Below are 22,971 nucleotides of genomic sequence, written 5' to 3' on the forward strand. Positions count from 1 at the left end.
GGATAAGTGGGGGTTTTCGCCCAGATGCAGGGCCTGCGCGTTGACATGGGGGCAATCGGGGGGCGACATTTGGTGACCTGACCAGAATCACCGAAAGAAGGCCCTGACACTTGCGCTTCAGCAAACTGCGACTCAACGGCTTCAAGAGCTTTGTCGATCCGACTGATTTGATTATCGCGGATGGTCTGACCGGTGTGGTCGGGCCCAATGGCTGTGGCAAATCCAACCTGCTTGAGGCGCTGCGCTGGGTCATGGGGGAGAACCGCCCCAAGGCGATGCGCGGCGGTGGCATGGAGGATGTGATCTTTGCCGGTGCATCGACGCGGCCTGCGCGTAACTTTGCCGAAGTGTCGCTGGTGATTGATAACGGTGAACGGCTGGCCCCGGCTGCGTTCAATGACAGTGACAACCTTGAGATCATTCGCCGGATTACGCGCGATGCGGGGTCGGCCTATAAGGTCGGCACAAAGGACGTGCGCGCACGCGACGTGCAGATGCTGTTTGCCGATGCGTCAACCGGGGCCCATTCGCCCGCGCTGGTGCGGCAGGGTATGATTTCGGAGCTGATCAACGCCAAACCCAAGTCGCGGCGGCGCATTCTGGAAGAGGCGGCAGGCATTTCGGGCCTGTATCAGCGGCGACACGAGGCCGAGTTGAAGCTGCGCGGGGCCGAGACAAACCTGACCCGTGTTGATGATGTGATCGAACAGTTGGCCGCACAGCTGGCGCAACTGGCACGGCAAGCACGGCAGGCGGCAAGGTATCGCGAGATCGGTGATAATCTGCGGCGGGCGGAAGGCATGCTGTTGTATCGTCGCTGGCGCGAGGCGGACGAGGCTTTGCTGGCAGCGTCCGACCAGTTGCGCGAGCGCACGACGCAGGCGGCGCAGGCGGAAACCGCAGCGCGGGAGGCTGCAAAAATGCGGCAGGTGGCCGAGGATGCGTTGCCGCCGTTGCGCGAGGAAGAGGCGATTGCGGGGGCCGTTTTGCAGCGTTTGCAGGTGCAACGGGATGCCCTGACCGAAAGCGAGACACGCGCGCTTGAAACGATCAGCACGCTTGAACGGCGGATCGCGCAGCTGACGCAGGATATCGAGCGCGAAGGCGGATTGAACCGCGATGCGGGCGAAACCATCGCGCGGCTGGAGTGGGAAGCCGGTGAGCTGCAAAAGGCCAGCGTTGGCCATGATGACAGGCTTGCAACTGCGCAGGATGCAGCCCGCGATGCGGGGGCAGTTTTGTCAGAGCGTGAGGCGGACCTGTCGCAACTGACAGAAGACGTCGCACGGCTTGCCGCACGCCACCAATCCGCGCAACGATTGCTTGACGATAGCCGGACCACGCTGGCCAAAAGCGAACGCGAGGCGGTGCAGGCGAAAGAGGCATCGGCGGCATCGCAGGCTGCGCTGACGAAGGCAGAGGCGGACTTTGCAACCGCAGGCGAGGCCGAGACACTGGCCGTTGCCACGGCGGAAAAGGCAGAGGCCACGTTGCTGGAGGCTGAAGCCGCACGGGCCGAGACGCAGGATCGGGAGAGCGCTGCACGCGCACAAAGGTCAGAGGCCGAGGGCGAGGCCAATGCACTGCGGGCCGAGGTAGCCGCTTTGGCGCGGATGGTGGAGCGTGACACGAAAGATGGCGGGCAGGTGCTTGATCTGCTGAAGGTGAAATCGGGATATGAAAAGGCCCTAGGTGCTGCGCTGGCCGATGATTTGCGCGCACCCGCGGTGGGGCCGGATGCGGCATCGGGCTGGGCAAAGCTGGCAGGCTATCTGAATGTGCAAAGCCTGCCCGACGGCGTGCAGCCACTGACGCAGGTCGTTGAGGTGCCGGAGGTGCTTGAACGGCGGATGAATCAGGTTGGTCTTGTGCGGCGTGAAGAAGGTGCGCAGCTTCAGGCCGTTCTGAAACCCGGTCAGCGGCTGGTATCGGTTGAGGGCGATGTCTGGCGCTGGGACGGTTTCCGCGCGGCATCCGAAGATGCGCCATCAGCGGCGGCGCTGCGGTTGCAGCAGTTGAACCGTCTTGTGGAGCTCAAGCGCGATCTGGAAGAGGTGGCCGCCACAGCACAGGGGGCCGCGCAAGCGCACGAGCAACTGAAAGCGCGGCTGACACAGTTGACGCAGGCAGATCAGGCGGCACGGCAGGCACGTCGTGATGCGGACCGGTTGGTGGGTGATGCGAACCGTGCGGCATCCAAGGCAGAGGCGGATCGCAATCTGGCGCAGGGGCGTTTGGAGAGCCTTGGGCTTGCGGTCAAGCGGCACGAAGAAGAGGCAATGATTGCGCGCAAAGCCTTGGGCGAGGCGGAGGCGGCGGCCAAGGGACTGGGTAATCTTGATGATGCACGCGGCCAGGTCGAGGACATCAAGATGACCGTGGAAGCCGCGCGGATCACGATGATGTCGCGCCGCTCTGCTTATGATGAGGTACGCCGCGAGGGTGAAGCGCGTCTGAAGCGCTCTCAGGAGGTGACCAAGGAAATTTCCGGCTGGAAGCACCGCTTGGAGACAGCGGCCAAGCGCACCGCGGAATTGGCAGAGCGCAAGGACACGTCGGAGGCCGAACTGGCCGAGGCCGCAGCAGCGCCGACCGAGATTGCAGCCAAGCGTGACGAGTTGGCCGATGCGATCGATACGGCAGAAACCCGGCGCAAGGCCGCAGCTGATGCGCTGGCCGAAGCTGACAGTGCGTTACGTGATGCGGGTCATGCAGAGCGCGATGCGGAACGGCTGGCATCAGAGGCCCGCGAGGCGCGCGCGCGGTCAGAAGCACGGTCTGATGCGGCCAAGGAAACGGTTGCCTATGCCGCCGAACGGATCATGGAAGCGCAAGAGGTGACGCCCGACAAGCTGTTGGAGCAGTTGGACACGGATGTGGAAAAAATGCCGGCCTCTGATGTGATCGAGGGGCAGGTCAATGCCCTCAAGCGGCAACGTGACAGTCTGGGCGCGGTGAACCTGCGGGCCGAAGAAGATGCAAAGGAAGTGCAGGAAGAGCACGACACGCTGGCCTCTGAAAAGGCGGATCTGGAGAACGCGATTGCAGCACTTCGGTCAGGGATCGCCAGTTTGAACAAGGAAGGGCGGGAACGCCTGCTGACAGCGTTCGAGCAGGTGAACGACAACTTCGGCCTTTTGTTCACGCATCTGTTTGGTGGTGGTGAGGCGAAGCTGGTTTTGGTGGAGAGCGATGATCCGCTTGAGGCGGGGCTGGAGATCATGTGCCAGCCACCGGGCAAAAAGCTGTCCACGTTGTCGCTGCTGTCTGGTGGTGAACAGACGCTGACGGCGCTGGCGCTGATTTTTGCGGTGTTCCTAGCCAATCCTGCACCGATCTGTGTGCTTGACGAGGTGGACGCGCCTTTGGACGATGCCAACGTGACGCGGTTTTGTGATCTGCTGGACGAGATGACACGCCGGACGCAAACGCGGTTCCTGATCATCACGCACCATGCGGTCACGATGAGCCGGATGGACCGCTTGTTTGGTGTGACGATGGGCGAGCAGGGTGTGTCACAGCTTGTGTCAGTGGACCTGAAAAAAGCGGCGGCCATGGTTGCGTGATCCGGCGGGGAGACGCGCGGGCAAGCCCGACGCCCCTCCCGCCGTCCCGTAGGTGAGTATTTTGGGCAAAATGATGCAGCTGGCCTAGTGCGTTGTTGGCATGCGGTTGCGCCAGAGTGCGCCGATATCCTCGACCACGGGGCCATCGTCCGGATCGGTTGGCGTCGGCATAGGCCGTGGCGGTGTGGCGTCACAATCATCAGCATAGACCCTGACAGCCGCCGCGCATTGCAGGCTGATCGTCCACAGCGCGCAAACCAGATAGGGCAGGACAATACCGGCGAACAGAAGTCCGGTGCCGCGTGGCAATTCACCGCCACGATAGCGGCCCATGGTGGCTAGCGCGTTCATCAGTGTCGCGTCGCCAGCAATGGATGCAAAGACCGTCGGAATGATGACCATAGCGGCAATATTGACGGCCTGCGCGACTAGCATCAGGACAACGACAGGTATGAAACCTTTGCCGAACCCTGCAAATGGTGTGTGACGTTCGCCGTTGGTATCCTTGCCAATGGATGATGCGGCCATCGGCATCATCAGCGCGGCGAAGATGCAGAACGGGATCAGGTTGATGGTAATGAACAAGCCCGTGGCCAAGGTGCTGTTCTGTGACAGTGCCATCAGGATATCAGCGCCACCCAGCCCCGGCGACATGGGGGCGAAGCCGAACAGGAAGCTGGAGACAATCAGCACGATGGCCGTGATGACTGTGGTCAACAACGCCATGACCAGCCCGTACATCGCCGCGAACCCCCACAAGCCGCCGTATGTGTTGCGCGGGGTGTGACCCAAAGCGATCAGCCCCATCCGCATGCCGACCAGAAGCGGCGTAGTCATGAACGACATGCAAAGCGCAAAGACCAGCACAGACACGATCACGGTAGGCAAGAGCATCGCCAGGATCAGGACAAGCAGACCGACCAGCCCGCCAAGCACAATCAGCGCCACAATGATTACGGGGAAAACAAGAAGCATCCGCCAGTAGATCGAAAAGGACAGTGGAAACGCGCGTAAAATGACCATTGGAAATGCCCCTCGTAAAAACAACCTTGCGCGACAGGGTTCTGCCGCAGGTTGCATTTGCATTTACCACGATGGCGAGAGTAAGGCCGGTTTGGTGTGATGCTGGGGCGGCGGCTAGAGGCTGTTGAGCAGCTCGCGCGTTGGCCATGCGTCGGCGGGCAGGCCCAGTCGTTCCTGCTCAAGCCGGATCGCGTTGCGGGTCTGCGCGCCAAGAATACCGTCCACGCCGCCAACGTCATAGCCGCGCGCGGCCAGTTTTTGTTGCAGCTGTTGGATCTGTTCTCCTGACAGGGCCGGTGACGGATTGCCTGCGTTATAGACAGGCGCGCCAGCCAGACGGGTGGCGAAATAGGCGGCTGTCATAACGTAGGTAAAGCTCTGGTTCCACTCAAAATACACATCAAAGTTGGGGTAGGCAAAGAAGGCAGGCCCGTTGCGGCCCATCGGCAGGATCACGCGGGCCGTCATATTAAGCGGCGCTGATCCATCGCGTGATGCGACACCAAGCGCGTTCCATTCGGCGACTGTTTTGGGGTGATCAAGGCCGGTTTCCGACCAGTTCAAACCTGCAGGAACGGTGATTTCCTGTAGCCACGGTTCGTTCGCGCGCCAGCCCAGCGATGCCAGCACCGAGGCGCCGGACAAAAGTGCGTCGGGGGCGGACCCTTTGAGATCAACTACGCCATTACCGTCACCATCACGCCCGTTTTCGATGATATCGCCGGGCAGCATTTGCACCATGCCGATCTCACCGGCCCAGGCTCCTGTTGTGCGGGCGGGGTCCATGCCGCCTTGGGCTGTGAGTGCGATGCCGGCAAAGACCTGCGGGCGGAATAGCTCGGGTCGGCGGCAATCGTGGGCAAGGGTGAGCAAGGCGTTGCGCGTGTTGTAGTCGCCCTGAAACGATCCGTAGTCGGTTTCAAAGGCCCAAAAGGCCAAAAGCACCTCGCGCGGGATGCCGAATTCGGACTGGATGAGATCAAAGATTGCGTCTTGGCGGGTGGCTTGGGCGCGGCCGTTGTCGATGCGGTTCTGGCTGATCAGGGCGCGGGAAAAGGCGATGAAATCTTTTTGGAATACGCCTTGGCGACGATCGGCATTCAGGACCGATTGGTCTTGCCGTGCGCCTGACAGGAAGCGGTCTGTTGCACCCGCGTCCAATCCGCGTTCAGCGGCCTCTGCGCGGACGCCGGACAGGAAGTCGGCGAAGCTGCCGCCGCATTGGGCGGTTGCGCTGGTGGTCGAAAGGATCAAAGCAAGTGATGTGAAAAGGCGCATAAAAATCGGTCCGTTCATTGGGGTTACGCGGACATTAGCAGCGGAAGTTAGCGGTTAAAACAGGGCGATGATCACAGCGGCGACAACCAGCAGGCCCCATGTTTTCCACAAGGTCGTAATGCTGGCGTCGATGTCGTCTGCTGTCAGCGCGATGCGGCCATTGGCGTTAACGAACGGCAGATCCCGTGTTGTGCCGTGGTAACTGCGCGGGCCAGCCAGCGCGATGTTGTGGCCGTGCGCCATCGCCGCCTCGGGCCAGCCTGCGTTCGGGGACAGGTGCTTGCCCGCGTCTTGGGCGATTGCGGACCAAGACGGGCGATCCGGGGTGACCATCATCATCAGTGCCGCGGTCAGGCGGGCGGGAATGTAGTTAAGCAGGTCGTCAAATCGCGCTGCGGCCCAGCCGAAATCGGCATGGCGCGGGGTTTTGTAGCCGATCATGCTGTCGGCCGTATTGGTGATTTTGTAAACCAGCAGACCGGGCAAACCCAGCACGGCAAACCAGAACACGGGCGCGGTGATCCCGTCTGACATATTCTCGGCCCCGCTTTCGATGGCCGAGCGAGCTACGGCGCTTTTGTCCATGGTGCGAGTGTCACGGCTGACGATCATTGCGACCGCGTTCCTGCCGTCGCCAACCGACAGGCGCAGTCCGTCCGCAACGGCGCGCACGTGATCGACCAAGGATCGCTGTGCCAGCAGGATGGCAAGGATCAGCAGATCAACAATCGCGCCCGGAATTGCCGCCAGCAGCAGGCCGAGGATGTAAGCGGCGCAGACCAATCCGGCAAATGACGCAGCACCTTTGATCTTGCGACTGGCGCCTGTGTTGAATGTGTCGTCGATCCAGCCCACGCAGCGGCCCATCAGCACAGCAGGGTGGGGAAAGCGCTGCCACAGCCAACGTGGTTCGCCCGCGATGGCATCCAGCAGAAGGGCCAGCAGAAGTGTCAAAATGCGGCTTCCAATTGCGCCCAGCGGTTTGGGGCGGGCAAGCCTAGGCGCAGCCAGTTTTCGGCATACGGAAAGATGCGCGACCATACGTGATGCTTGGCCAATTGGTCTTGTGCGGCCTTTGCATCGGCCACTTCGTAAAGCCGAAACAGGGATGTGCCACCCAGCCCCACGGCCCCTTGATCGGCCATCAGGCGATCCAGACGGTCTGCATCGTGCGCCAGTCGCGCCCGCGTTTCGTCGGCCCACTGGAAATCCGATAGCGCCTCTGCCCCGATTTGCAATGCTGGACCAGATACCTGCCACGGGCCAAGGGCGGTTGCCAGTTGCGCGATCAGTGTTGGATCACCGATGGCAAAGCCAAGACGCAGCCCCGCCAGCCCCCAGAACTTGCCAAAGCTTTTGAGAACGATCGTGCCGGGTCGTGTGCTAAGGCCAATGTGCGATTTGTCGGGTGCCACATCGCAAAAGCTTTCGTCGATGATCGTCAGCGGGGCGGTCAAGGCGTCGGCGTCCCACCACGCCCCGTCAGGATTATTCGGATGCACGGCCACCAGCGCGTCTGTGCCGCTTTTGCCCGTATCCCATCCGGCGGCGTCAAAGGCTGCGGCATGTTCGTTGTAGGTCGGCGTTTTGATCGCGACACTGCCCGCAGGCACCAGACGCGGTAATTGCGCGATGACCGCTGATGCGCCCGGCGTGGCCAGCACGGCGGCCTCTGCGGGGATATTCCAGAAGGCACGCGCGCGGGCGGCGATCAGATCAAATGCGGCACTGTCGGGTAGGGCTGTCCATGCGTCCGGCGCGAGCGCGGGCATCGGGTAGGGAACGGGGTTGATCCCTGTCGACAGGTCCAGCCAATCGCTGCGCTGCCCGCCATACTGCGCGCGGGCCGCGTCAATTCCGCCACCATGATCGCGGGGCGCAGAGGTCATGTGTCGTCTTGCGGCAGGGGATAGTGGCGCGTCACAAAATGCCCTTTGATCGCCACGGGCCACGTGCGGAACGGCACTTGTCCTGTCTCGCTTTGGGCATGAAGTGCGGCGTAGTTGGCAATGCCTTCTGCCGCCTCCTCCAGCGGTTCGAAGTCGCCCAGCGTATAGGTCAGCTTGTCTTGGGCCTGAATTGTGACATTGCATCCCGACTTGCAGCCCATCAGACAGGTCATTCGACGGGTGCGCACATCGGGCAGGTCGGCGGCGGCCGCCTCGACCAGATTGGCAAGCTTTTCGCCATCTGTCGTCTCGGCGCCGGTTTCTTCCCAGCCCGTGCGCTTACAGGTGTCGCAGATGGTGATCCAGGTTGTCATGTGCTAGGCCTCGCTTACCGGTCCGGATGTTCAAGCGGATTTGCGCCAGTTTCACAAGACCTGCCGCCCGCTCGTGTCCTTTTTTCGATTTTCCGTGTTAGGCTTTGAGGGTGTGAATGGTCCCGTGACCTCCACAAACACCTAAAGATCGAAGAATTCAAACTCTTGGCGGTCTGTTACCGCTAGGCTAAGGAGCTATCCATGCGCGTCCTTATCGTTCAAAGCAATCGTGATCTGGGGCTGGTTTGGCAGCGGCACCTGGAGCGGATGCAGGCCGAGATCGATCTTGTTGGCCGTGGCGAGGATGCGCTGGAACTGTTGCGCCGCAAGCGGTTTGACGTGATCGTTCTTGATCTTGTTCTGGAAGAGGGCAGCGCTTTTGCCGTTTCCGACTATGCCCAGTTCAATCAATCCGAGGCCAACATCGTCTTTGTGACAGACACGTCATTCTTTTCGGACGGATCGATCTTTGTGCACAGCGCCAATGCGCGGGCCTTTATTGAAAAGGCAACGCCGCCAGATGATCTGGCGGCGATTGTCGAACATTACGGCACGCCCCGCGAGGCGCGCAATCTGGCAGGCACCTAAAGCGCGCTAGCCACGCCCGTGTGGCGCATCGAAATCCAGCACAGGGTTGATTGGTAGAATCCGGTGCGGGTTAATCGTCTCGTGGCTGTAGTGGTAGTGGCGCACGATGTGATCAAAGTTCACCGTCTCTTTCACGCCGTCCCATTGATACAGCTCGCGGGTGAAACCCCAGAGGTTCGGATAGTCGATGATCCGCTTGCGGTTACATTTGAAGTGCAGGTGATAGACCAGATCGAACCGGATCAGCGTGGTCCACAAACGCCAGTCAGCCTCTGTGATTGTGTCGCCCATCAGGTAGCGTGATTTGCTGAGGCGATCCTCTAGCCAATCAAGGCTGTCGAATAGTGGATGCACCGCCTCGTCATACGCCTCTTGGCTGGTGGCAAAGCCGGATTTGTAAACGCCGTTGTTGACTGTGTTGTAAATCCGCTCGTTCACCTCTTCGATGGCATCGCGCTGGTCTGCGGGCCAGTAGTCGGCGGTGTTTCCGGTAATGTCGTTAAAAGCTGAATTGAACATGCGGATGATTTCGGAGGATTCATTCGACACGATCGTTTCACGCTTTTTGTCCCACAGGATCGGCACCGTTACACGGCCCGATATTTTCGGATCGGCCTTGATGTAGATGTCACGCGCAAACGGCAGACCAAAAAGCTTGTCACCCGTGGCACCGTTGCCGTCCTGCTCAAACGTCCAGCCTTCGCCCAGCATGTCGGGATGCACCACAGACACGTCGATATGGTCGGTCAGGTCCTTGATGGCACGGAACACCATTGTGCGGTGCGCCCATGGGCATGCGTTCGAGATGTAGAGGTGGTAGCGCCCGCTTTCGGCCTCAAAACCGCCTTCGCCGGATGGGCCAGCAGACCCGTCAGCGGTGATCCAGTTGCGGAATTTCGCGGTGGAGCGGACAAATTTGCCGCCCGTCTTCTTTGTATCGTACCAAACGTCATGCCAGACGCCGTCAACAAGCTGTCCCATCGGATGCCCTTTCAATTCGTGTGTTGGGATTGAAGTAGCCCGCGCCCCGCACTGAACAAAGCCCTGCCGCCGCGCAGCGGGGGTGCAGATGCGCACAGGTCGGAATCCCGTGGCGGCGTGCCGCTTCTTTCATTGCAGCCCGCGCACCCGCCACATATACGAGGCGCGACGAAGCCCGAAATGGCCAGAATGGTTGGTGGCGCAAGGTTGACCCGTATCGGGGACCAGCGTGCCACATCGTCGGACCGCAGACGCCTGATTAGGGTGGCTGATCTTCTGGACATGGGCATATGACAGGGAGATCGCGGATGCGGGTTATCATCACTTTATGCGCTTTGGTTTGCGCAAGTTCAGCGGCGGCGCACCCCGGTCACTGGGGCGAGGTTGCGGGCCACGATCACTGGCTTGCCGGTGCCGCGATTGGCATTGCCATCATCATCGGTCTGGCCGGTGCCGCGAAGGGCCGCAAGAAGGGCGATGCCCCTGAAGCCTCGGATGAAGATGAAGCAGAGGAGCAGCCCGCATGAAAACCGGTGTGATGATCTGCGGCCACGGGTCGCGCAGCCAATCGGCGGTCGATGAATTTGCGACGCTGGCGGACAAGCTGCCCGCCTATCTGCCCGACGACTGGATGACAGACTACGGCTATCTGGAGTTTGCGAACCCCGTAATCCGCGACGGTTTGGACAAACTGCGCGAGGCAGGGTGCGAGCGGATACTGGCGGTGCCGGGGATGCTGTTTGCCGCGATGCACGCCAAGAACGATATCCCCACGGTGCTGAACACCTATGCGGCAAAGCACGGGATGCAAATCTCGTATGGCCGCGAATTAGGCGTGGACCCCAAGATGATCGCGGCCGCCGCTGGCCGGATCAAGGATGCAGTCGCGCAGGCCAATGCTGATCATGGCGAGTTGCCGCTGGAAGAAACCTGTCTGGTCGTCATCGGGCGCGGTGCGTCTGATCCCGATGCGAATGGCAACGTCGCCAAGATTGCGCGGATGTTGCAAGAGGGCATGGGCTTTGGCTGGTGCGAAGTGGGCTATTCCGGCGTCACCTTCCCGCTGGTGGAGCCGTGTTTGCAGCATGTGGCAATGCTGCCCTACAAGCGGGTCATCGTATTCCCATACTTCCTGTTTTCCGGCATCCTGATTGACCGGATTTACGGGTTTACGGATCGGGTCGCAGCAGAACACCCCGAGATCACGTTCGTGAAGGCGGGCTATTTGGGGGATCACCCCAAGGTGCTGGAAACCTTCGCTGAGCGGATCATTGAGCAAACGGGGAAGAACCCGCCGCCCAACTGCGGGATTTGTGGCTATCGCGAGCAGGTCTTGGCAACCGAGGATGGTGGACATCACCACATTACCGCCGACCAACGCAACCACCCCGCGTTCGACGACACGCCGCCGCCGACCTGTGTGCTGTGCAAATATCGGACGGCTGTGCTGGGGTTCGAGGCAGAGGTGGGCGCCGTGCAGGAAAGCCACCACCACCATGTCGAGGGGCAGGGTGCGAACGCGCCGGGGTCCAACGTGGCGGATTGCAAGCTGTGTGACACGTTCTGCACCGGCATGTGCCGGTTGGAGGCGCAGGACCATCATCACCACCACCACCATCACCACGGCGATGATCACCACCATCACGACCACGATCACGTGCATGCAGAATACCCGCACGCCAAGCATCCGCACGGGCCGGAAAGCGCACGCAAGACGATGAAGTCGTAACGGTGCGCCCCTACGAAAAAGACCCTGCCGCGATCTATGCCGCTAGCTTTGCCACCGTGCGCAAGGAAGCGCGTCTGGAGCGGTTCGCGCCCGAAATGCACGGCGTCATCACGCGGCTGATCCACAGCTGCGGGATGGTCGAGATTGCGGATCGCCTCGCGTTTTCGCCCGATGCGGCGGCTGTTGGGCATGCGGCGTTGCAGGCGGGAAAACCTGTGTTGTGCGACTGCGAAATGGTCGGCGCGGGGATCATCCGGCGGTATTTGCCTGCCGGGAATGAGGTGATTGTGACACTGAATGACCCATCGGTGCCGGAGCATGCGAAGGACATCGGCAACACGCGATCCGCAGCAGCGGTGGAGCTTTGGGCAGATCATCTGGACGGCGCTGTCGTGGCCATCGGCAATGCGCCAACTGCGCTGTTTCACCTGCTGGAACTGATCGACGCAGGCGCGCCAAAGCCTGCGGTCATCCTTGGCTTTCCCGTAGGCTTTATCGGCGCGGCAGAAAGCAAGGCGGAGCTGGCGGCGAACCCGCGCGGCTGTGACTTTGTGGCGCTGCGCGGACGGCGTGGCGGATCGGCGATGGCGTCCGCGGCGGTGAACGCGCTGGCGGCGGGATTGCCGGAGGATGTGCGGTGAGTGAACCTTGGTTGCATATCGTGGGCATCGGCGAGGACGGGCTGGACGGTCTGGTGCCTGCGACCCGCGCTGTCGTTGAAGCGGCAGAGGTGATCCTTGGCGGAGATCGCCACCATCAGCTTGCGGGCAATGTGACGGCGGAGCGGCTGGCGTGGCCATCGCCGTTCAATGCGATGATCGATACCATTCAGGGCCTGCGCGGGCGGCGGGCGGTGGTGCTTGTGACGGGCGATCCGCTGTGGTTCTCGGTCGGTGCACGCATCGGACGGGCGGTTGATCCGGCTGAGATTGTTTACCACCCGCAGCTTTCGGCGTTTCAACTGGCAGCTGCTCGCATGGGCTGGTCGCTGCCGGATGTGGAAACGCTGACGGTGCACGGGCGGCCTGTTGAGCAGATGATTGCGTTTATCCAGCCCGACGTGCGGTTGCTGGTGCTGACGACAGGGGCGGAGACGCCCGCGCAGATTGCGGCGTTTTTGACCGAGCGCGGGTTTGGCGGGTCGCGCATGACCGTGCTGGCCGCGATGGGCGGCAAGGACGAGGCGCGGTTTGATGGGGTGGCAGAAAATTGGGATCAAGTGGTGCCCGCGTTCAACACGCTTGCGGTGGAGTGCATTGCAGCACCTGATGCGGCGCTGTTACCGCGTGTGCCAGGGTTGGCGGACGGGTTGTTCCAGTCGGATGGCACGATGACAAAGCAGGAAATCCGCGCGGTCACAGTGGCCAAGTTGATGCCAATGCGCGGGGCGCTGTTGTGGGATATCGGCTGCGGTTGCGGGTCAGTGGCGATCGAATGGATGCGGGCGGCACGCTATGCGCGGGCTGTCGGGATTGAGCCACGGGCGGATCGGCGGACCATGGCGGCGGCGAATGCGCTGGCGCTGGGCACGCCGAAGCTGGAACTGGTTGAAGGGTCTGTGCCGGAGGCGCTGGACGGGTTGGCGGCACCGGATGCGATTTTCATTGGCGGCGGATTAAGTCGCGAGACTTTTGAAGCCGCGTGGGACGCGCTGCGGCCCTTGGGGCGATTGGTGTGTAACGCTGTGACGTTGGAGTCAGAGGCTGTGCTGATCGGGTTGCACGCCGAATTCGGGGGCGAGTTGGTGAAGATCATGACGCAGCGGGCCGAACCTGTCGGGCGGCTCACAGGCTGGCGACCTGCGATGCCTGTGACGCAGTGGAGCTTGGTGAAGCGATGACGGTTGACGCGCGTGCAAGCACGACGCCCCTCCCGCCATCCCGTGGGACGCTCTATGGGGTTGGTTTGGGTCCGGGGGCGCCCGATCTGGTGACGTTGCGGGCCGCGCGGTTGATTGAGGGCGCGCAGGTCGTGGCCTATCCGACGCTGGCGGGCGGTGACAGTTTTGCCCGCGCGATTGCGGCGGATTTGATTGGTGCGGGCGTGCGCGAGATTGTCATGGATGTGCCGATGAGCGTGGAGCGGGAACCTGCGCAAAAAGCCTATGACGAGGGTGCGGCGCAGATTGCGGAGGCCTTGGATGCGGGTCAGGATGTAGTGTGCTTGTGCGAGGGTGATCCGTTTTTCTATGGGTCGTTCATGTATATTTTTGCGCGGCTGTCGGGTGATTACGACGTGCAGATTGTGCCGGGGGTGACGTCTGTGACGGCCTGTGCGGCGTCTGCTGCGATGCCGTTAGCGGCGCGGAATGAACGGCTGACGGTCTTGCCGGGGCCGCTGCCTGAGGATGAGTTGCGTAGCCGGATCGAGGGCGCGGAGAGCGTTGTCATCATGAAGGTCGGGCGGCATCTGGCGAAGATCAGGGGCGTGATTGACGGGCTGGGGCTGACGGCGCAGGCGGTCTATGTGGAGCGGGCGACGCTGCCGCAAGAGGTTGTGTTGCCGCTGGCGGACGCGCCAGAGAAGGCACCGTATTTTTCGATGATATTACTGACCAAAGGGGCCGATCCATGGCTGTAAACCCGTCTGTGAGACCTGTTGTTTTGGCGTTGTCGCGCTCTGGTGAGGGGACGGCGCATCGGGTTGCGGCCGTGCTGGGCGCGCAGGTGCATGGGCGTGAGGGGCGTGTTGAGAAGGCGGATGCGTGGTTTGCCAATGCGCTGGATCATGCGCGCGATTTGTTTGCGGCGGGTGTGCCTGTTGTCGGAGTCTGTGCGAGCGGGATTTTGATCCGTGCTGTGGCGCCGTTGTTGGCGGATAAGACGAGCGAGCCGCCTGTGATTTCGGTTTCGGATGACGGAGCCGTTGTGGTGCCGCTGTTGGGTGGGCATCGCGGAGCGAACAGATTGGCGGCCGAGATCGCGACGGCGCTGGAGGCTGTGTCGGCGGTAACGACGGCTGGTGACGTGGCGATGGGTGTGGCGCTGGATGCGCCGCCTGCGGGCTGGCGGTTGGTCAATCCGCAAGATGCCAAGGATGCGATGGCGGGGATGTTGTCGGCGGGTGGCGCGACGCTGGCCGGGGACGAACCTGCGCCTTGGTTGACGGATGTGCCTAAGGCTGAGGGTGTGATGCTGACGGCGAGTATGGAGCGGCACGCGACGTTGGGCGGTGATCATCTGCAATTTGCGCCGATGCGGGTGACGCTGGGTGTGGGCTGTGCGCGGGATTGCGCGCCTGAGGAACTGGCGACTTTGGTGGCTGAAGTGCTGGACGCGGCGGGGCTTGCGCCCGAGGCGATCCATTCGGTGAACACGATTACGCTGAAGGCGGATGAGCCTGCGATTATTGATCTGGCGGCTGATCTTGGGGTGCCTCTGCGGTTGTTTGAGGCCGCTGCGCTAGAGGCGGAGACGCCACGGTTGGCGAACCCGTCGGATGTGGTCTTTTCCGAAGTGGGCACGCATGGGGTGTCTGAGGCGGCGGCTTTGGCGCAGGGCGGGAAGGATGCCACGTTGCTGGTAGCCAAGCGCAAGACGGCAAATGCAACTTGTGCGCTGGCTGTCGTGCCAGAGCCGTTGGTCGAGATGCAGGGGCGGTCGCGCGGGCGTTTGTCAGTCGTAGGAATTGGACCGGGGCAGGCATCTTGGCGGACGCCTGAGGTGTCGAAACTGGTGTCCGAGGCCGAGGAGCTGGTGGGCTACGGGCTTTATATTGATCTGCTGGGGCCGCTGGCTGTTGGCAAGGAACGGTCGGATTTTCCGCTGGGCGGGGAAGAGGACCGCTGCCGTTACGCGCTTGAGCAGGCTGGTAAGGGGAAAGACGTTGCGCTGGTCTGTTCGGGTGACGCTGGGATTTACGCGATGGGCGCGTTGGTGTTCGAATTGCTGGATCGCGGGCCGGATCAGATGGGCGTGTCGGATGCGGCACGGCGGGTCGAGGTGGTGTGTTCGCCCGGTGTGAGTGCGTTGCAGGGGGCGGCGGCACGGGCGGGTGCGCCGCTGGGGCATGATTTCTGCGCGATCTCATTGAGTGATTTGCTGACGCCGCGCGAGGATATTGTGAAGCGTTTAAAGGCGGCGGCGGAAGGTGATTTTGTGATTGCCTTCTACAATCCGGTGTCGATGCGGCGGCGGACTTTGCTGGCAGAGGCGCGGGATATTCTGTTGCAGCACCGGCCTGCGGATACGCCTGTGATGCTGGCAAGCTCGCTGGGGCGGCCTGAGGAGTATATCCGGTATCGGCGGCTGGACGCGTTGGAAGTGGATGAGGTGGATATGCTGACGGTGGTCTTGATCGGGTCATCGCATTCACGTCTGGCGCAGCTTGGGACAGGGCCGCGGATGTTCACGCCACGGGGGTATGCGCGGAAAATTGACGGGGATCTGGCGGGGTGACGTGCGCCTGCGGCGACACCCCACCCAGCCATCCCGCGAGATGAGTATTTTTGGCAAAATGATGCAGAGGCTGACATGACCGTTTTTTTTATTGGAGCCGGGCCGGGTGATCCCGAGTTGCTGACGTTGAAGGCGGCGCGGATTATCGGGGAATGTCCCGTATGTCTGTATGCCGGATCGCTGGTACCGGAGGCTGTAGTCGGTTGCGCGCCGGAGGGGGCGAGGGTGCTGGATACCGCGCCGATGACGCTGGATGATACGCATGGTGAGATTCTGGCGGCGCATGGGCGCGGCGAGGATGTGGCGCGGGTGCATTCTGGCGATCCGTCGCTTTATGGCGCGATTGCAGAGCAAATCAGACGGTTGAAGGCCGACGGGATTGATTATCAGATCATTCCGGGCGTGCCTGCTTATGCGGCGGCTGCGGCGGCACTTGGGACCGAACTGACCGTGCCGGAAATTGCGCAGTCGATTATTCTGACGCGGATGTCGATGAAATCCACGGGGATGCCGGAGGGTGAAACGCTCGAGAATTTTGCGCGGACAGGGGCCACGCTGGCGATCCATCTGGGCATTCGTGCGCTGCGCGAGATCGAGCGGCAGTTGATTCCCTACTATGGGGCGGATTGTCCTTGTGTGGTGATTTATCGCGCCAGCTGGCCCGATCAGACGATCATTCGCGGCACCATTTCGGATGTGCGTGCCAAAGTGCGTGACGCAAAGATCACACGTACCGCGTTAATCATGGTTGGCCCCGCGTTGGGTGAAAACCACGGATTTTCCGACTCTGCCCTTTATGACGCTGCAAAACCGCATGTTTTGCGGCCCAAGGCCACGGCGTGAATCTGCGCGGTGCAGCAATATCTTAGCTGCGCCGCAGCGGTTTTTGTCACTTGATCTTCATCTTTATCGGTTCAACTTGGTTCAAATACGAGGAGTTGCGCCGATGAATGATTTCCTGCCTGAAGCCGTCCGTAAGGGGCTTGAAGGTGCGCGCAAGGCGTCGCTGAAGCTGAACACAAAGCTTTGCGTGCACGATGGTAACGATGTCTATCGCATCGTGCGGATGTGGGATGACGGCTTTGCGCTGGATAGTGGTGTGGCCGACAAGCTGCGCGGCCGCGTCGAGATTTATGACGGCGTGCGGCATCTATATCAGTGCCTTGTCATCGGGTCCGAGGCACAGGGCGCAGAGCAGGTTTTTGAATTCAAATGGCTGCATCCGGTCAGCGACCGCGCCCCTGTCGACTTTGTGCAGGACACGTTCCAGCCCGCTGGTCTGATCGCGCGATAAACCCTACTGCAAATCGCTGAAGGCGTCCTGCATACGCTGGACCGCCTCGATAATCTGGGCGCGGGGCGTGCCGATATTGAACCGCAGAAAGCTGTCGCCGCCGGTGCCGAATGTTGGGCCGTGGTTTGCAGCAATGCGTGCTTTGTCCTGCACGCGGGCGGTGAATTCGTCACGGGTCATGCCGGTGTCGGCGAAATCAACCCAAGCCAGATAGGTCGATTCAAGTGGCATGGATTTCAGACCGGGGATGGCGTTGATACCGGCGTCGAAGATCTGGCGGTTGCCGTCAAGATACTGACGCAGGTCATCAACCCATGCGGCGCCTTCCGGTGAGTAGGCTGCCGTGGCCATGAACAGACCAAAGCTGTTGGGTGACAGACCCAAGGCGCCCATGCGCTTGGCAAAGCGGGCGCGCAAGTCGGCGTCCTCGATGATGACATTGCCAGAGTGGCTGCCAGCGATGTTGAAGGTTTTGGTGGTGGCCGTCATTGTGACCAATCGGTCTGTAATGCCGTCGATATGTGCCATGGGCGTATGTGTATGGCCCGGCATTGTCAGATCGTGGTGGATCTCGTCAGACACAAGGATCAGCTCGTGGCGTTTGGCAAATGCGGCAACGGCGGCCAGCTCGGATTTGGTCCAGACGCGGCCACCGGGGTTGTGGGGTGAACACAGTATCAGCATGCGTTCGTTGCCTGTCATCTGCGCGTCGTAGGCGTCGAAATCCATTTCGTAGCGGCCAGCGTTATTCACCAGCTCGCATTCAACAACCACGCGATCGGCAGCTTCGATTACGCGGGCGAAGGCGTGATAAACAGGGGTGAAAAGCACGACACCGTCACCGGGGTTGGTATAGGCGTCCACACACATGCCCGTGCCGTTTACCAGACCGTGGGTGGTGAAAATCCATGACGGGTCGATTTTCCAGCCGTGACGCTCGGACATCCACCACTGGATCGCGGCGCGGTATTCGCCTTCATCGCCGAAATATCCATAGACGCCATGGTCAACCATCTTTTGCACGGCGTCCTGAATGCAGGGCGCGGCGGGGAACTCCATGTCAGCGACCCACATCGAGATACCGTCGTCGGGGGACACGCCATAAAGCGCTTCCATCGCGTCCCATTTGACAGAGTGGGTGCCGCGCCGGTCTGGGGTCTGGTCGAAAGTCATGGATGTCTGCCTCGTGTTGCCTTGGCGTTAGCCTGAAAGGATGACGGCAGAGGTGCAAGCGAAAACGCCCATGTCTTGCGAGGACGCAGAGGTTGGACTACATCGCGGGTATGACCTTGAAAAATATCCTGATCCATCCCGATCCGCGTCTTAAAAAGACGACAGAACCCGTGACCGCGTTCAACGACGATCTGCGCCGTCTGGCTGATGATATGCTGGAAACGATGTATCATGCGCCGGGTATCGGGCTGGCCGCGCCGCAGGTTGCCGTTATGAAGCGGATGCTGGTGATGGATTGCGTGAAGGAAGAGGACGCGACGCCGGAACCGATGGTGTTGTTGAACCCTGAGGTGATCTGGTCGTCCGAAGAGCAGAATGTTTATGAGGAAGGCTGCCTGTCGATCCCCGATCAGTTTGCAGAGGTCACACGCCCGACATGCGTGAAGGTGAAGTGGCAGGATCTGGACGGGAAAGAGCAGCAGGAAACCTTTGACGGGCTGTGGGCGACATGCGTTCAGCACGAGATTGATCACCTCGATGGCAAGCTCTTTATCGACTACCTTAAGCCGTTGAAGCGCCAGATGATCACACGCAAGATGGTTAAGCTCAAGCGCGAGATGGCGCGGGGATGACCGTTCTCACGATCCGGCTGATTCCTGATGACGTGCTGCGGCAGGTATGTAGACCGGTGGACGTGTTTGGTGTCGATCTGGCCGCTTTGGCCGATGACATGCTCGAGACGATGTATGCCGCACCGGGGCGTGGGCTGGCCGCTCCGCAGGTGGGTATCACGCAGCGGCTGTTCGTGATGGACGCTTATTGGAAGACAGGCGATCCGAATCCACAGATATTCGTGAACCCCGTGATTGTGGAGCGTTCCGATGCCATGCTGACCCAGCCCGAAGGGTGTCTTTCCATTCCGGGCGATCTGACCGATGTGACGCGGCCCGATGCGGTGACGGTGGAATGGCAGGACGTGACAGGTGCGCCCCATCGCGGCACGTTTGACGGCTTTGCTGCCGCCTGTATCCAGCACGAGGCCGATCATCTTGACGGTATCCTGATCACTGACCCCGAAAGGGCCGCCTGATGCACCGACCGTTTGTCATGTACCCGCACGCAGCACTGCGCAAACCAGCTGAGAAGGTGGATGCGGTCACAGACGAGGTGCGGGCGATCTGGGATGAAATGATTGAGGCGATGGACGCAATGCCCGGTGTGGGGCTGGCCGCGCCCCAGCTTGGGATCGGGCTGGCGCTGGCCGTCGTGGATGCCAGTGACAAGCGGGGGCAGGCCGTGAAAATGGCCAATCCCGAGGTGCTGCATAGCTCTATCGAGATGCGCGACCACGAAGAAGGCTCTCCCAACCTGCCCCATGTGCGTGCCAAAATCACGCGACCTCGCGCGGTGACTGTGCGCTATTTGAACGAGCTGGGCATCTGGGACCGTAAGGATTTTGTGGGGCTTTGGGCGACCTCTGTGCAGCACCAGATCGATCATCTGGCGGGCAAGATGTATATCGACCGTCTTAGCAAAACCAAGCGCGATATGCTGGTGCGCAAATCGCAAAAGGCGGGCCGTTAGATGCGTGTCGTGTTCATGGGCACGCCTGATTTTTCGGTGCCGGTACTAGAGGCGCTCGTCGCCGCTGGGCACGATGTGGCTTGCGTCTATTCGCAGCCGCCGCGCCCTGCGGGACGTGGCAAGAAGGACCGCCCAAGCCCTGTGCAGGTCAAGGCAGAAGAGCTTGGGCTGATGGTGCGGCATCCGGTATCTTTAAAAGGCGAAGATGCGCAGGCCGAATTTGCCGCGCTTGATGCCGATATCGCCGTTGTCGTGGCCTATGGTTTGATCCTGCCGCAAGCGATTTTGGATGCGCCAAAGCGCGGGTGCCTGAACATTCACGCTTCTCTACTGCCGCGCTGGCGGGGGGCCGCCCCGATCCATCGCGCGATCATGGCGGGGGATGCGGAAACCGGTGTGTGCATCATGCAGATGGAAGCGGGGCTGGATACCGGGCCGGTGCTATTGCGCGAGGTAACCGACATCGGCGTGGGTGAGACAACCGGCGCGTTGCACGACCGTTTGTCGGATATGGGCGCGCGGCTGATCGTGGATGCTTTGGCGCAGTTGGATGATCTGACGCCGGAACAGCAACCGGATGAGGGCGTAACCTACGCCGCCAAGATCGACAAATCGGAAACACGGGTTGATTGGGCGCAACCTGCCACGACAGTTGCAAACCACATCAACGGTCTGTCCCCCTTTCCCGGGGCGTGGTGCGATGTGGCTGGCGAAAGGGTCAAGCTGCTGGCCGCCGAGGTTGCTGACGGAGCAGGTGCGGCTGGTGCAGCGCTGGACGGCTTTACCATTGCTTGCGGCGAAGGTGCGGTGCGCGCCACCGTTGTGCAGCGGGCGGGCAAACGGCCCATGGCTGCGGCTGATGCGCTGCGTGGGCTTGATCTGGGTGACCGCCTGATCTGAAGGCAGGGGCGACAAATGCCGCCCCGCCAGTGTTCTACCGGACAATCTGCCAAGAATAGTAGGCGCGGTAGTGCCCGCCATGATTGCGGAAGTTCAGCGTCATCGTTGGCGACGTCAGGCTGCCTCCGGCAAAGGCGCTGTCATGTGATGGCAGGCGCACGGCTGCTGATTGCGGTTCAAAGATATCATCCTTGAGAGCCGAAATCAGCCACCCCACAAGCGCGCCGATGATGGCACCGGCTGCCAGACCGATGATTGTGCCAAGCGGGCCACCGATGGCCGTGCCGACGGTGCCGCCAACGCCCGCACCAATGGCCAGACCAGCGGCTGCGCCAACTGCGATCAGGATCACCTCCACATGGTCGCGGATGGCTTCCCACAGATCATCGATGAACTTGGACAGGCCGCCATTGTCCTTTTCGGCCAAGGCCATAGCCACCATGAAATCGGCCGGAAATTCAGCGTCATCAAGCGAGAAGTTCTTCAGAACGCGCGGCGGGTTGTAGAATTTGCTTTCACCGTCATCAAAAGAATTGCCCACGCGAAATTCGTTGATCTGTGTGGTGTCCTCGTTCCAGTTCACGGCCACGCCACCAGCTGCGATTTCATCGTCGCCCGGCCATTCGGGGTTGGTTTCGTCCACGCATTTCACGCGGTGCAAACGGAACTTCAGGCCACGGTTCAGCTGGATCGGATCGGCGGGTTCTTCGTCGTCACCGTCATTATCGCTGCCGTCACTGATGTCTGCAAAGATCTTGGACCAGTCGATCACGCCAACCAGCTTTTGCCGGTCCGCAATCATGCGTGCGACCGCCGGGCTGACCTCAAGCGATGGAAGGGCGGCATGCAGTGCTGCCTTGGCATCCATCTTGACGGTCTCGGGGTCTACCTCGATTGCGAACAGGTTTTCGTGCAGGTTCTTGATCTGGTCTTCATTTGCGATGTCCCGCGCGATGAACCCCAGCGCCTTGGCGTGATCGGTTTGGTCTACAACCGGCACCTTGGACATCAGTTCAACATTATGCTTGCGCGCAAGGTTGCGGATGTCGCCGGTGTAAAGCTGCTGCAACGGCAGGGATTTGCTGTAGTCAGGCCGCGCGAACTTGGTTTCCTTGCTCAGTGACTTCAGGCGGGACGCAACAATGCCGCCCAGCTTTGACGGGTTCTTGCGGATGCCCTGACTGCGGAACACCTTTGGCGACTGCTCAAAGGCAAGACCCTGAACAATATCCAGCTTGAGCGTCTCGACCGTCTGGCGGATCAGCTCGCGCATGTCGGGTGAAAATGTCGTGTCGCCGGACACGAATGCGACTGTATCAGTCATTTGTTTTCTCCAATTTGCTTTTTCAAAAATGGCCCGTTGAAATCGGGGGCCTTTGCTGTGCCTGAAATATTGGCGGCACATGGCAAGATTGGATGAGACGGCAAGGCTTGGTCAGACAGGCGAGCCTGACTTGCGCGCCCATGTTCGCGATTCCCCCCTAGCGGAAAACCGGACTGTATAAATCATCTATTGGTTGTATCGTCGCGCGCGCGCGTTAGCGCATCGGTTCGAACAGGGCGCTGTCCAATGTGCAGTCGCGGATTACTTCGCCACCGCATGTGCGGAACTCCAGATCGCGTGTGAGGCAGATGCGGGCCTCTTGGATATAGCTTTGGCGGCACGTCACAGTGATCCCGTCCGGGTCCAGCCCCGGATTGTCGCGAACAAATGCGTCTTCGATCAGGGATGCAGGCAATGTCACCGTGTCGGTCAGGCCGCGAAATGCTGCGGGGCGGTTGATCTTGCCATAGGCCAGTCGCGACAGGGCGTAGTAGTCCTCGCTGTCCAGCCCCGAACAGACGCCGTGCTTGTTCCACTGGTGCCACGCCAGACCGGACGTGCCCATGATATCGGCCATCGCGGCGGTATCGGTGCGCGTGGGATTGCGGAAATTGCTGCGGCAGTCCGCCGGATAGCCGCGTTCGTATTGCGGCCAAAGCCCGTGCAAAATCCAGCCGAAATCCTCGGACCCGTCGCATTGCGGCGAATTACGGGCGTCGCCTTCGTAAGCACACCAGTTTGCGGACCAAGACAGCGACAGCACGTAGTAATCAAACTCTCCCGCCACGTCCTGCGCACGGGCAGGCGCGGCAAGGGTCAAAAGCATCGCAATCAGTCGCAACATTTGGGGTCTTTCCTAATTCGGTCGGGG

The 22,971-nt window shown here is 61.0% G+C and carries 23 protein-coding genes; 14 read left to right on the forward strand and 9 right to left on the reverse strand.

Annotated features, from left to right (window positions below; all coding sequences use genetic code 11):
- Nucleotides 1-110 precede the first annotated feature (110 nt).
- A complete protein-coding gene (smc, locus tag V8J84_RS03275) occupies nt 111-3,566 on the forward strand; it encodes a chromosome segregation protein SMC (protein ID WP_339928171.1) in 3,456 nt (1,151 codons plus the stop codon).
- Between the two features lie 84 nt (nt 3,567-3,650).
- Here the strand turns inward: smc and V8J84_RS03280 are convergent, their stop codons facing one another.
- From V8J84_RS03280 to V8J84_RS03300, 5 genes are all read right to left on the reverse strand, one after another.
- Nucleotides 3,651-4,589, reverse strand: a complete 939-nt coding sequence (locus V8J84_RS03280; protein WP_339928172.1) for a hypothetical protein — start codon at nt 4,587-4,589, stop codon at nt 3,651-3,653.
- Between the two features lie 114 nt (nt 4,590-4,703).
- Nucleotides 4,704-5,867 carry a lytic murein transglycosylase gene (locus V8J84_RS03285; protein WP_339928173.1) on the reverse strand — a complete coding sequence of 388 codons (1,164 nt, stop codon included), beginning with the start codon at nt 5,865-5,867 and terminating at the stop codon, nt 4,704-4,706.
- Between the two features lie 54 nt (nt 5,868-5,921).
- On the reverse strand, nt 5,922-6,821 hold the full coding sequence (cbiB, locus tag V8J84_RS03290; RefSeq protein WP_339928174.1) for an adenosylcobinamide-phosphate synthase CbiB: 900 nt from the start codon (nt 6,819-6,821) through the stop codon (nt 5,922-5,924).
- Nucleotides 6,818-7,756 (reverse strand): threonine-phosphate decarboxylase, encoded by a 939-nt coding sequence (locus V8J84_RS03295; RefSeq protein ID WP_339928175.1) that lies wholly within the window; start codon nt 7,754-7,756, stop codon nt 6,818-6,820. Before V8J84_RS03295 ends, cbiB begins: the two co-directional genes overlap by 4 nt.
- Nucleotides 7,753-8,130, reverse strand: coding sequence for a DUF1636 domain-containing protein (locus V8J84_RS03300; RefSeq protein WP_339928176.1), 378 nt, complete (start codon nt 8,128-8,130; stop codon nt 7,753-7,755). The genes V8J84_RS03295 and V8J84_RS03300 overlap by 4 nt, the downstream gene beginning before the upstream one ends.
- Before the next feature lie 201 nt (nt 8,131-8,331).
- Here V8J84_RS03300 and V8J84_RS03305 point away from each other — a divergent pair, with 201 nt between their 5' ends.
- Nucleotides 8,332-8,718, forward strand: a complete 387-nt coding sequence (locus tag V8J84_RS03305; RefSeq protein WP_339928177.1) for a response regulator — start codon at nt 8,332-8,334, stop codon at nt 8,716-8,718.
- A gap of 6 nt (nt 8,719-8,724) precedes the next feature.
- Here the strand turns inward: V8J84_RS03305 and V8J84_RS03310 are convergent, their stop codons facing one another.
- Nucleotides 8,725-9,699 (reverse strand): glutathione S-transferase family protein, encoded by a 975-nt coding sequence (locus V8J84_RS03310; RefSeq protein ID WP_339928178.1) that lies wholly within the window; start codon nt 9,697-9,699, stop codon nt 8,725-8,727.
- Between the two features lie 308 nt (nt 9,700-10,007).
- Between V8J84_RS03310 and V8J84_RS03315 the strand changes: the two genes are divergently transcribed.
- The 8 genes from V8J84_RS03315 (at nt 10,008) to V8J84_RS03350 (ending at nt 17,119) form a co-directional block, all read left to right on the forward strand.
- A complete protein-coding gene (locus tag V8J84_RS03315; RefSeq protein ID WP_339928179.1) occupies nt 10,008-10,226 on the forward strand; it encodes a DUF6732 family protein in 219 nt (72 codons plus the stop codon).
- The gene (locus V8J84_RS03320) at nt 10,223-11,428 is read left to right on the forward strand and encodes a sirohydrochlorin chelatase (RefSeq protein ID WP_339928180.1); all 1,206 of its coding nucleotides are present in this window, start codon (nt 10,223-10,225) and stop codon (nt 11,426-11,428) included. The genes V8J84_RS03315 and V8J84_RS03320 overlap by 4 nt, the downstream gene beginning before the upstream one ends.
- A gap of 2 nt (nt 11,429-11,430) precedes the next feature.
- A complete protein-coding gene (locus tag V8J84_RS03325) occupies nt 11,431-12,069 on the forward strand; it encodes a precorrin-8X methylmutase (protein ID WP_339928181.1) in 639 nt (212 codons plus the stop codon).
- On the forward strand, nt 12,066-13,268 hold the full coding sequence (gene cbiE, locus V8J84_RS03330; RefSeq protein ID WP_339928182.1) for a precorrin-6y C5,15-methyltransferase (decarboxylating) subunit CbiE: 1,203 nt from the start codon (nt 12,066-12,068) through the stop codon (nt 13,266-13,268). Before V8J84_RS03325 ends, cbiE begins: the two co-directional genes overlap by 4 nt.
- The gene (cobI, locus tag V8J84_RS03335) at nt 13,265-14,008 is read left to right on the forward strand and encodes a precorrin-2 C(20)-methyltransferase (RefSeq protein ID WP_339928183.1); all 744 of its coding nucleotides are present in this window, start codon (nt 13,265-13,267) and stop codon (nt 14,006-14,008) included. The genes cbiE and cobI overlap by 4 nt, the downstream gene beginning before the upstream one ends.
- Complete coding sequence (gene cobJ, locus V8J84_RS03340) at nt 13,999-15,825, forward strand: precorrin-3B C(17)-methyltransferase (protein ID WP_339928184.1); 1,827 nt, start codon at nt 13,999-14,001, stop codon at nt 15,823-15,825. The genes cobI and cobJ overlap by 10 nt, the downstream gene beginning before the upstream one ends.
- Nucleotides 15,826-15,900: 75 nt before the next feature.
- A complete protein-coding gene (gene cobM, locus V8J84_RS03345; protein WP_339928185.1) occupies nt 15,901-16,668 on the forward strand; it encodes a precorrin-4 C(11)-methyltransferase in 768 nt (255 codons plus the stop codon).
- A 103-nt stretch (nt 16,669-16,771) separates the two neighbouring features.
- Entirely contained in the window at nt 16,772-17,119 is a 348-nt protein-coding gene (locus V8J84_RS03350; RefSeq protein ID WP_339928186.1) for a hypothetical protein, read from the forward strand.
- Nucleotides 17,120-17,122: 3 nt separating this feature from the next.
- Here the strand turns inward: V8J84_RS03350 and V8J84_RS03355 are convergent, their stop codons facing one another.
- Nucleotides 17,123-18,292 (reverse strand): MalY/PatB family protein, encoded by a 1,170-nt coding sequence (locus V8J84_RS03355; RefSeq protein WP_339928187.1) that lies wholly within the window; start codon nt 18,290-18,292, stop codon nt 17,123-17,125.
- A gap of 110 nt (nt 18,293-18,402) precedes the next feature.
- On the opposite strand from V8J84_RS03355, the gene def (V8J84_RS03360) reads away from it, so the two are divergent.
- The 4 genes from def (V8J84_RS03360) to fmt are packed head-to-tail and all read left to right on the forward strand — an operon-like array spanning nt 18,403 to nt 20,776.
- The gene (def, locus tag V8J84_RS03360; protein ID WP_339928188.1) at nt 18,403-18,924 is read left to right on the forward strand and encodes a peptide deformylase; all 522 of its coding nucleotides are present in this window, start codon (nt 18,403-18,405) and stop codon (nt 18,922-18,924) included.
- Nucleotides 18,921-19,382 carry a peptide deformylase gene (def, locus tag V8J84_RS03365; RefSeq protein ID WP_339928189.1) on the forward strand — a complete coding sequence of 154 codons (462 nt, stop codon included), beginning with the start codon at nt 18,921-18,923 and terminating at the stop codon, nt 19,380-19,382. The genes def (V8J84_RS03360) and def (V8J84_RS03365) overlap by 4 nt, the downstream gene beginning before the upstream one ends.
- On the forward strand, nt 19,382-19,876 hold the full coding sequence (gene def / locus V8J84_RS03370; RefSeq protein WP_339928190.1) for a peptide deformylase: 495 nt from the start codon (nt 19,382-19,384) through the stop codon (nt 19,874-19,876). Before def (V8J84_RS03365) ends, def (V8J84_RS03370) begins: the two co-directional genes overlap by 1 nt.
- Nucleotides 19,877-20,776: a methionyl-tRNA formyltransferase gene (gene fmt, locus V8J84_RS03375; protein WP_339928191.1), complete on the forward strand. Its 900-nt coding sequence runs from the start codon at nt 19,877-19,879 to the stop codon at nt 20,774-20,776. It begins immediately after the preceding gene.
- Nucleotides 20,777-20,810: 34 nt separating this feature from the next.
- On the opposite strand, the gene V8J84_RS03380 is transcribed toward fmt, so the two are convergent.
- The gene (locus V8J84_RS03380; protein WP_339928192.1) at nt 20,811-22,100 is read right to left on the reverse strand and encodes a hypothetical protein; all 1,290 of its coding nucleotides are present in this window, start codon (nt 22,098-22,100) and stop codon (nt 20,811-20,813) included.
- A 214-nt stretch (nt 22,101-22,314) separates the two neighbouring features.
- Nucleotides 22,315-22,944 (reverse strand): ribonuclease T2, encoded by a 630-nt coding sequence (locus V8J84_RS03385; protein WP_339928193.1) that lies wholly within the window; start codon nt 22,942-22,944, stop codon nt 22,315-22,317.
- Nucleotides 22,945-22,971: the final 27 nt, after the last annotated feature.

The sequence above is a fragment of the Yoonia sp. 208BN28-4 genome, assembly GCF_037543925.1.
In the GTDB taxonomy this organism is placed as follows: Bacteria; Pseudomonadota; Alphaproteobacteria; order Rhodobacterales; family Rhodobacteraceae; genus Yoonia.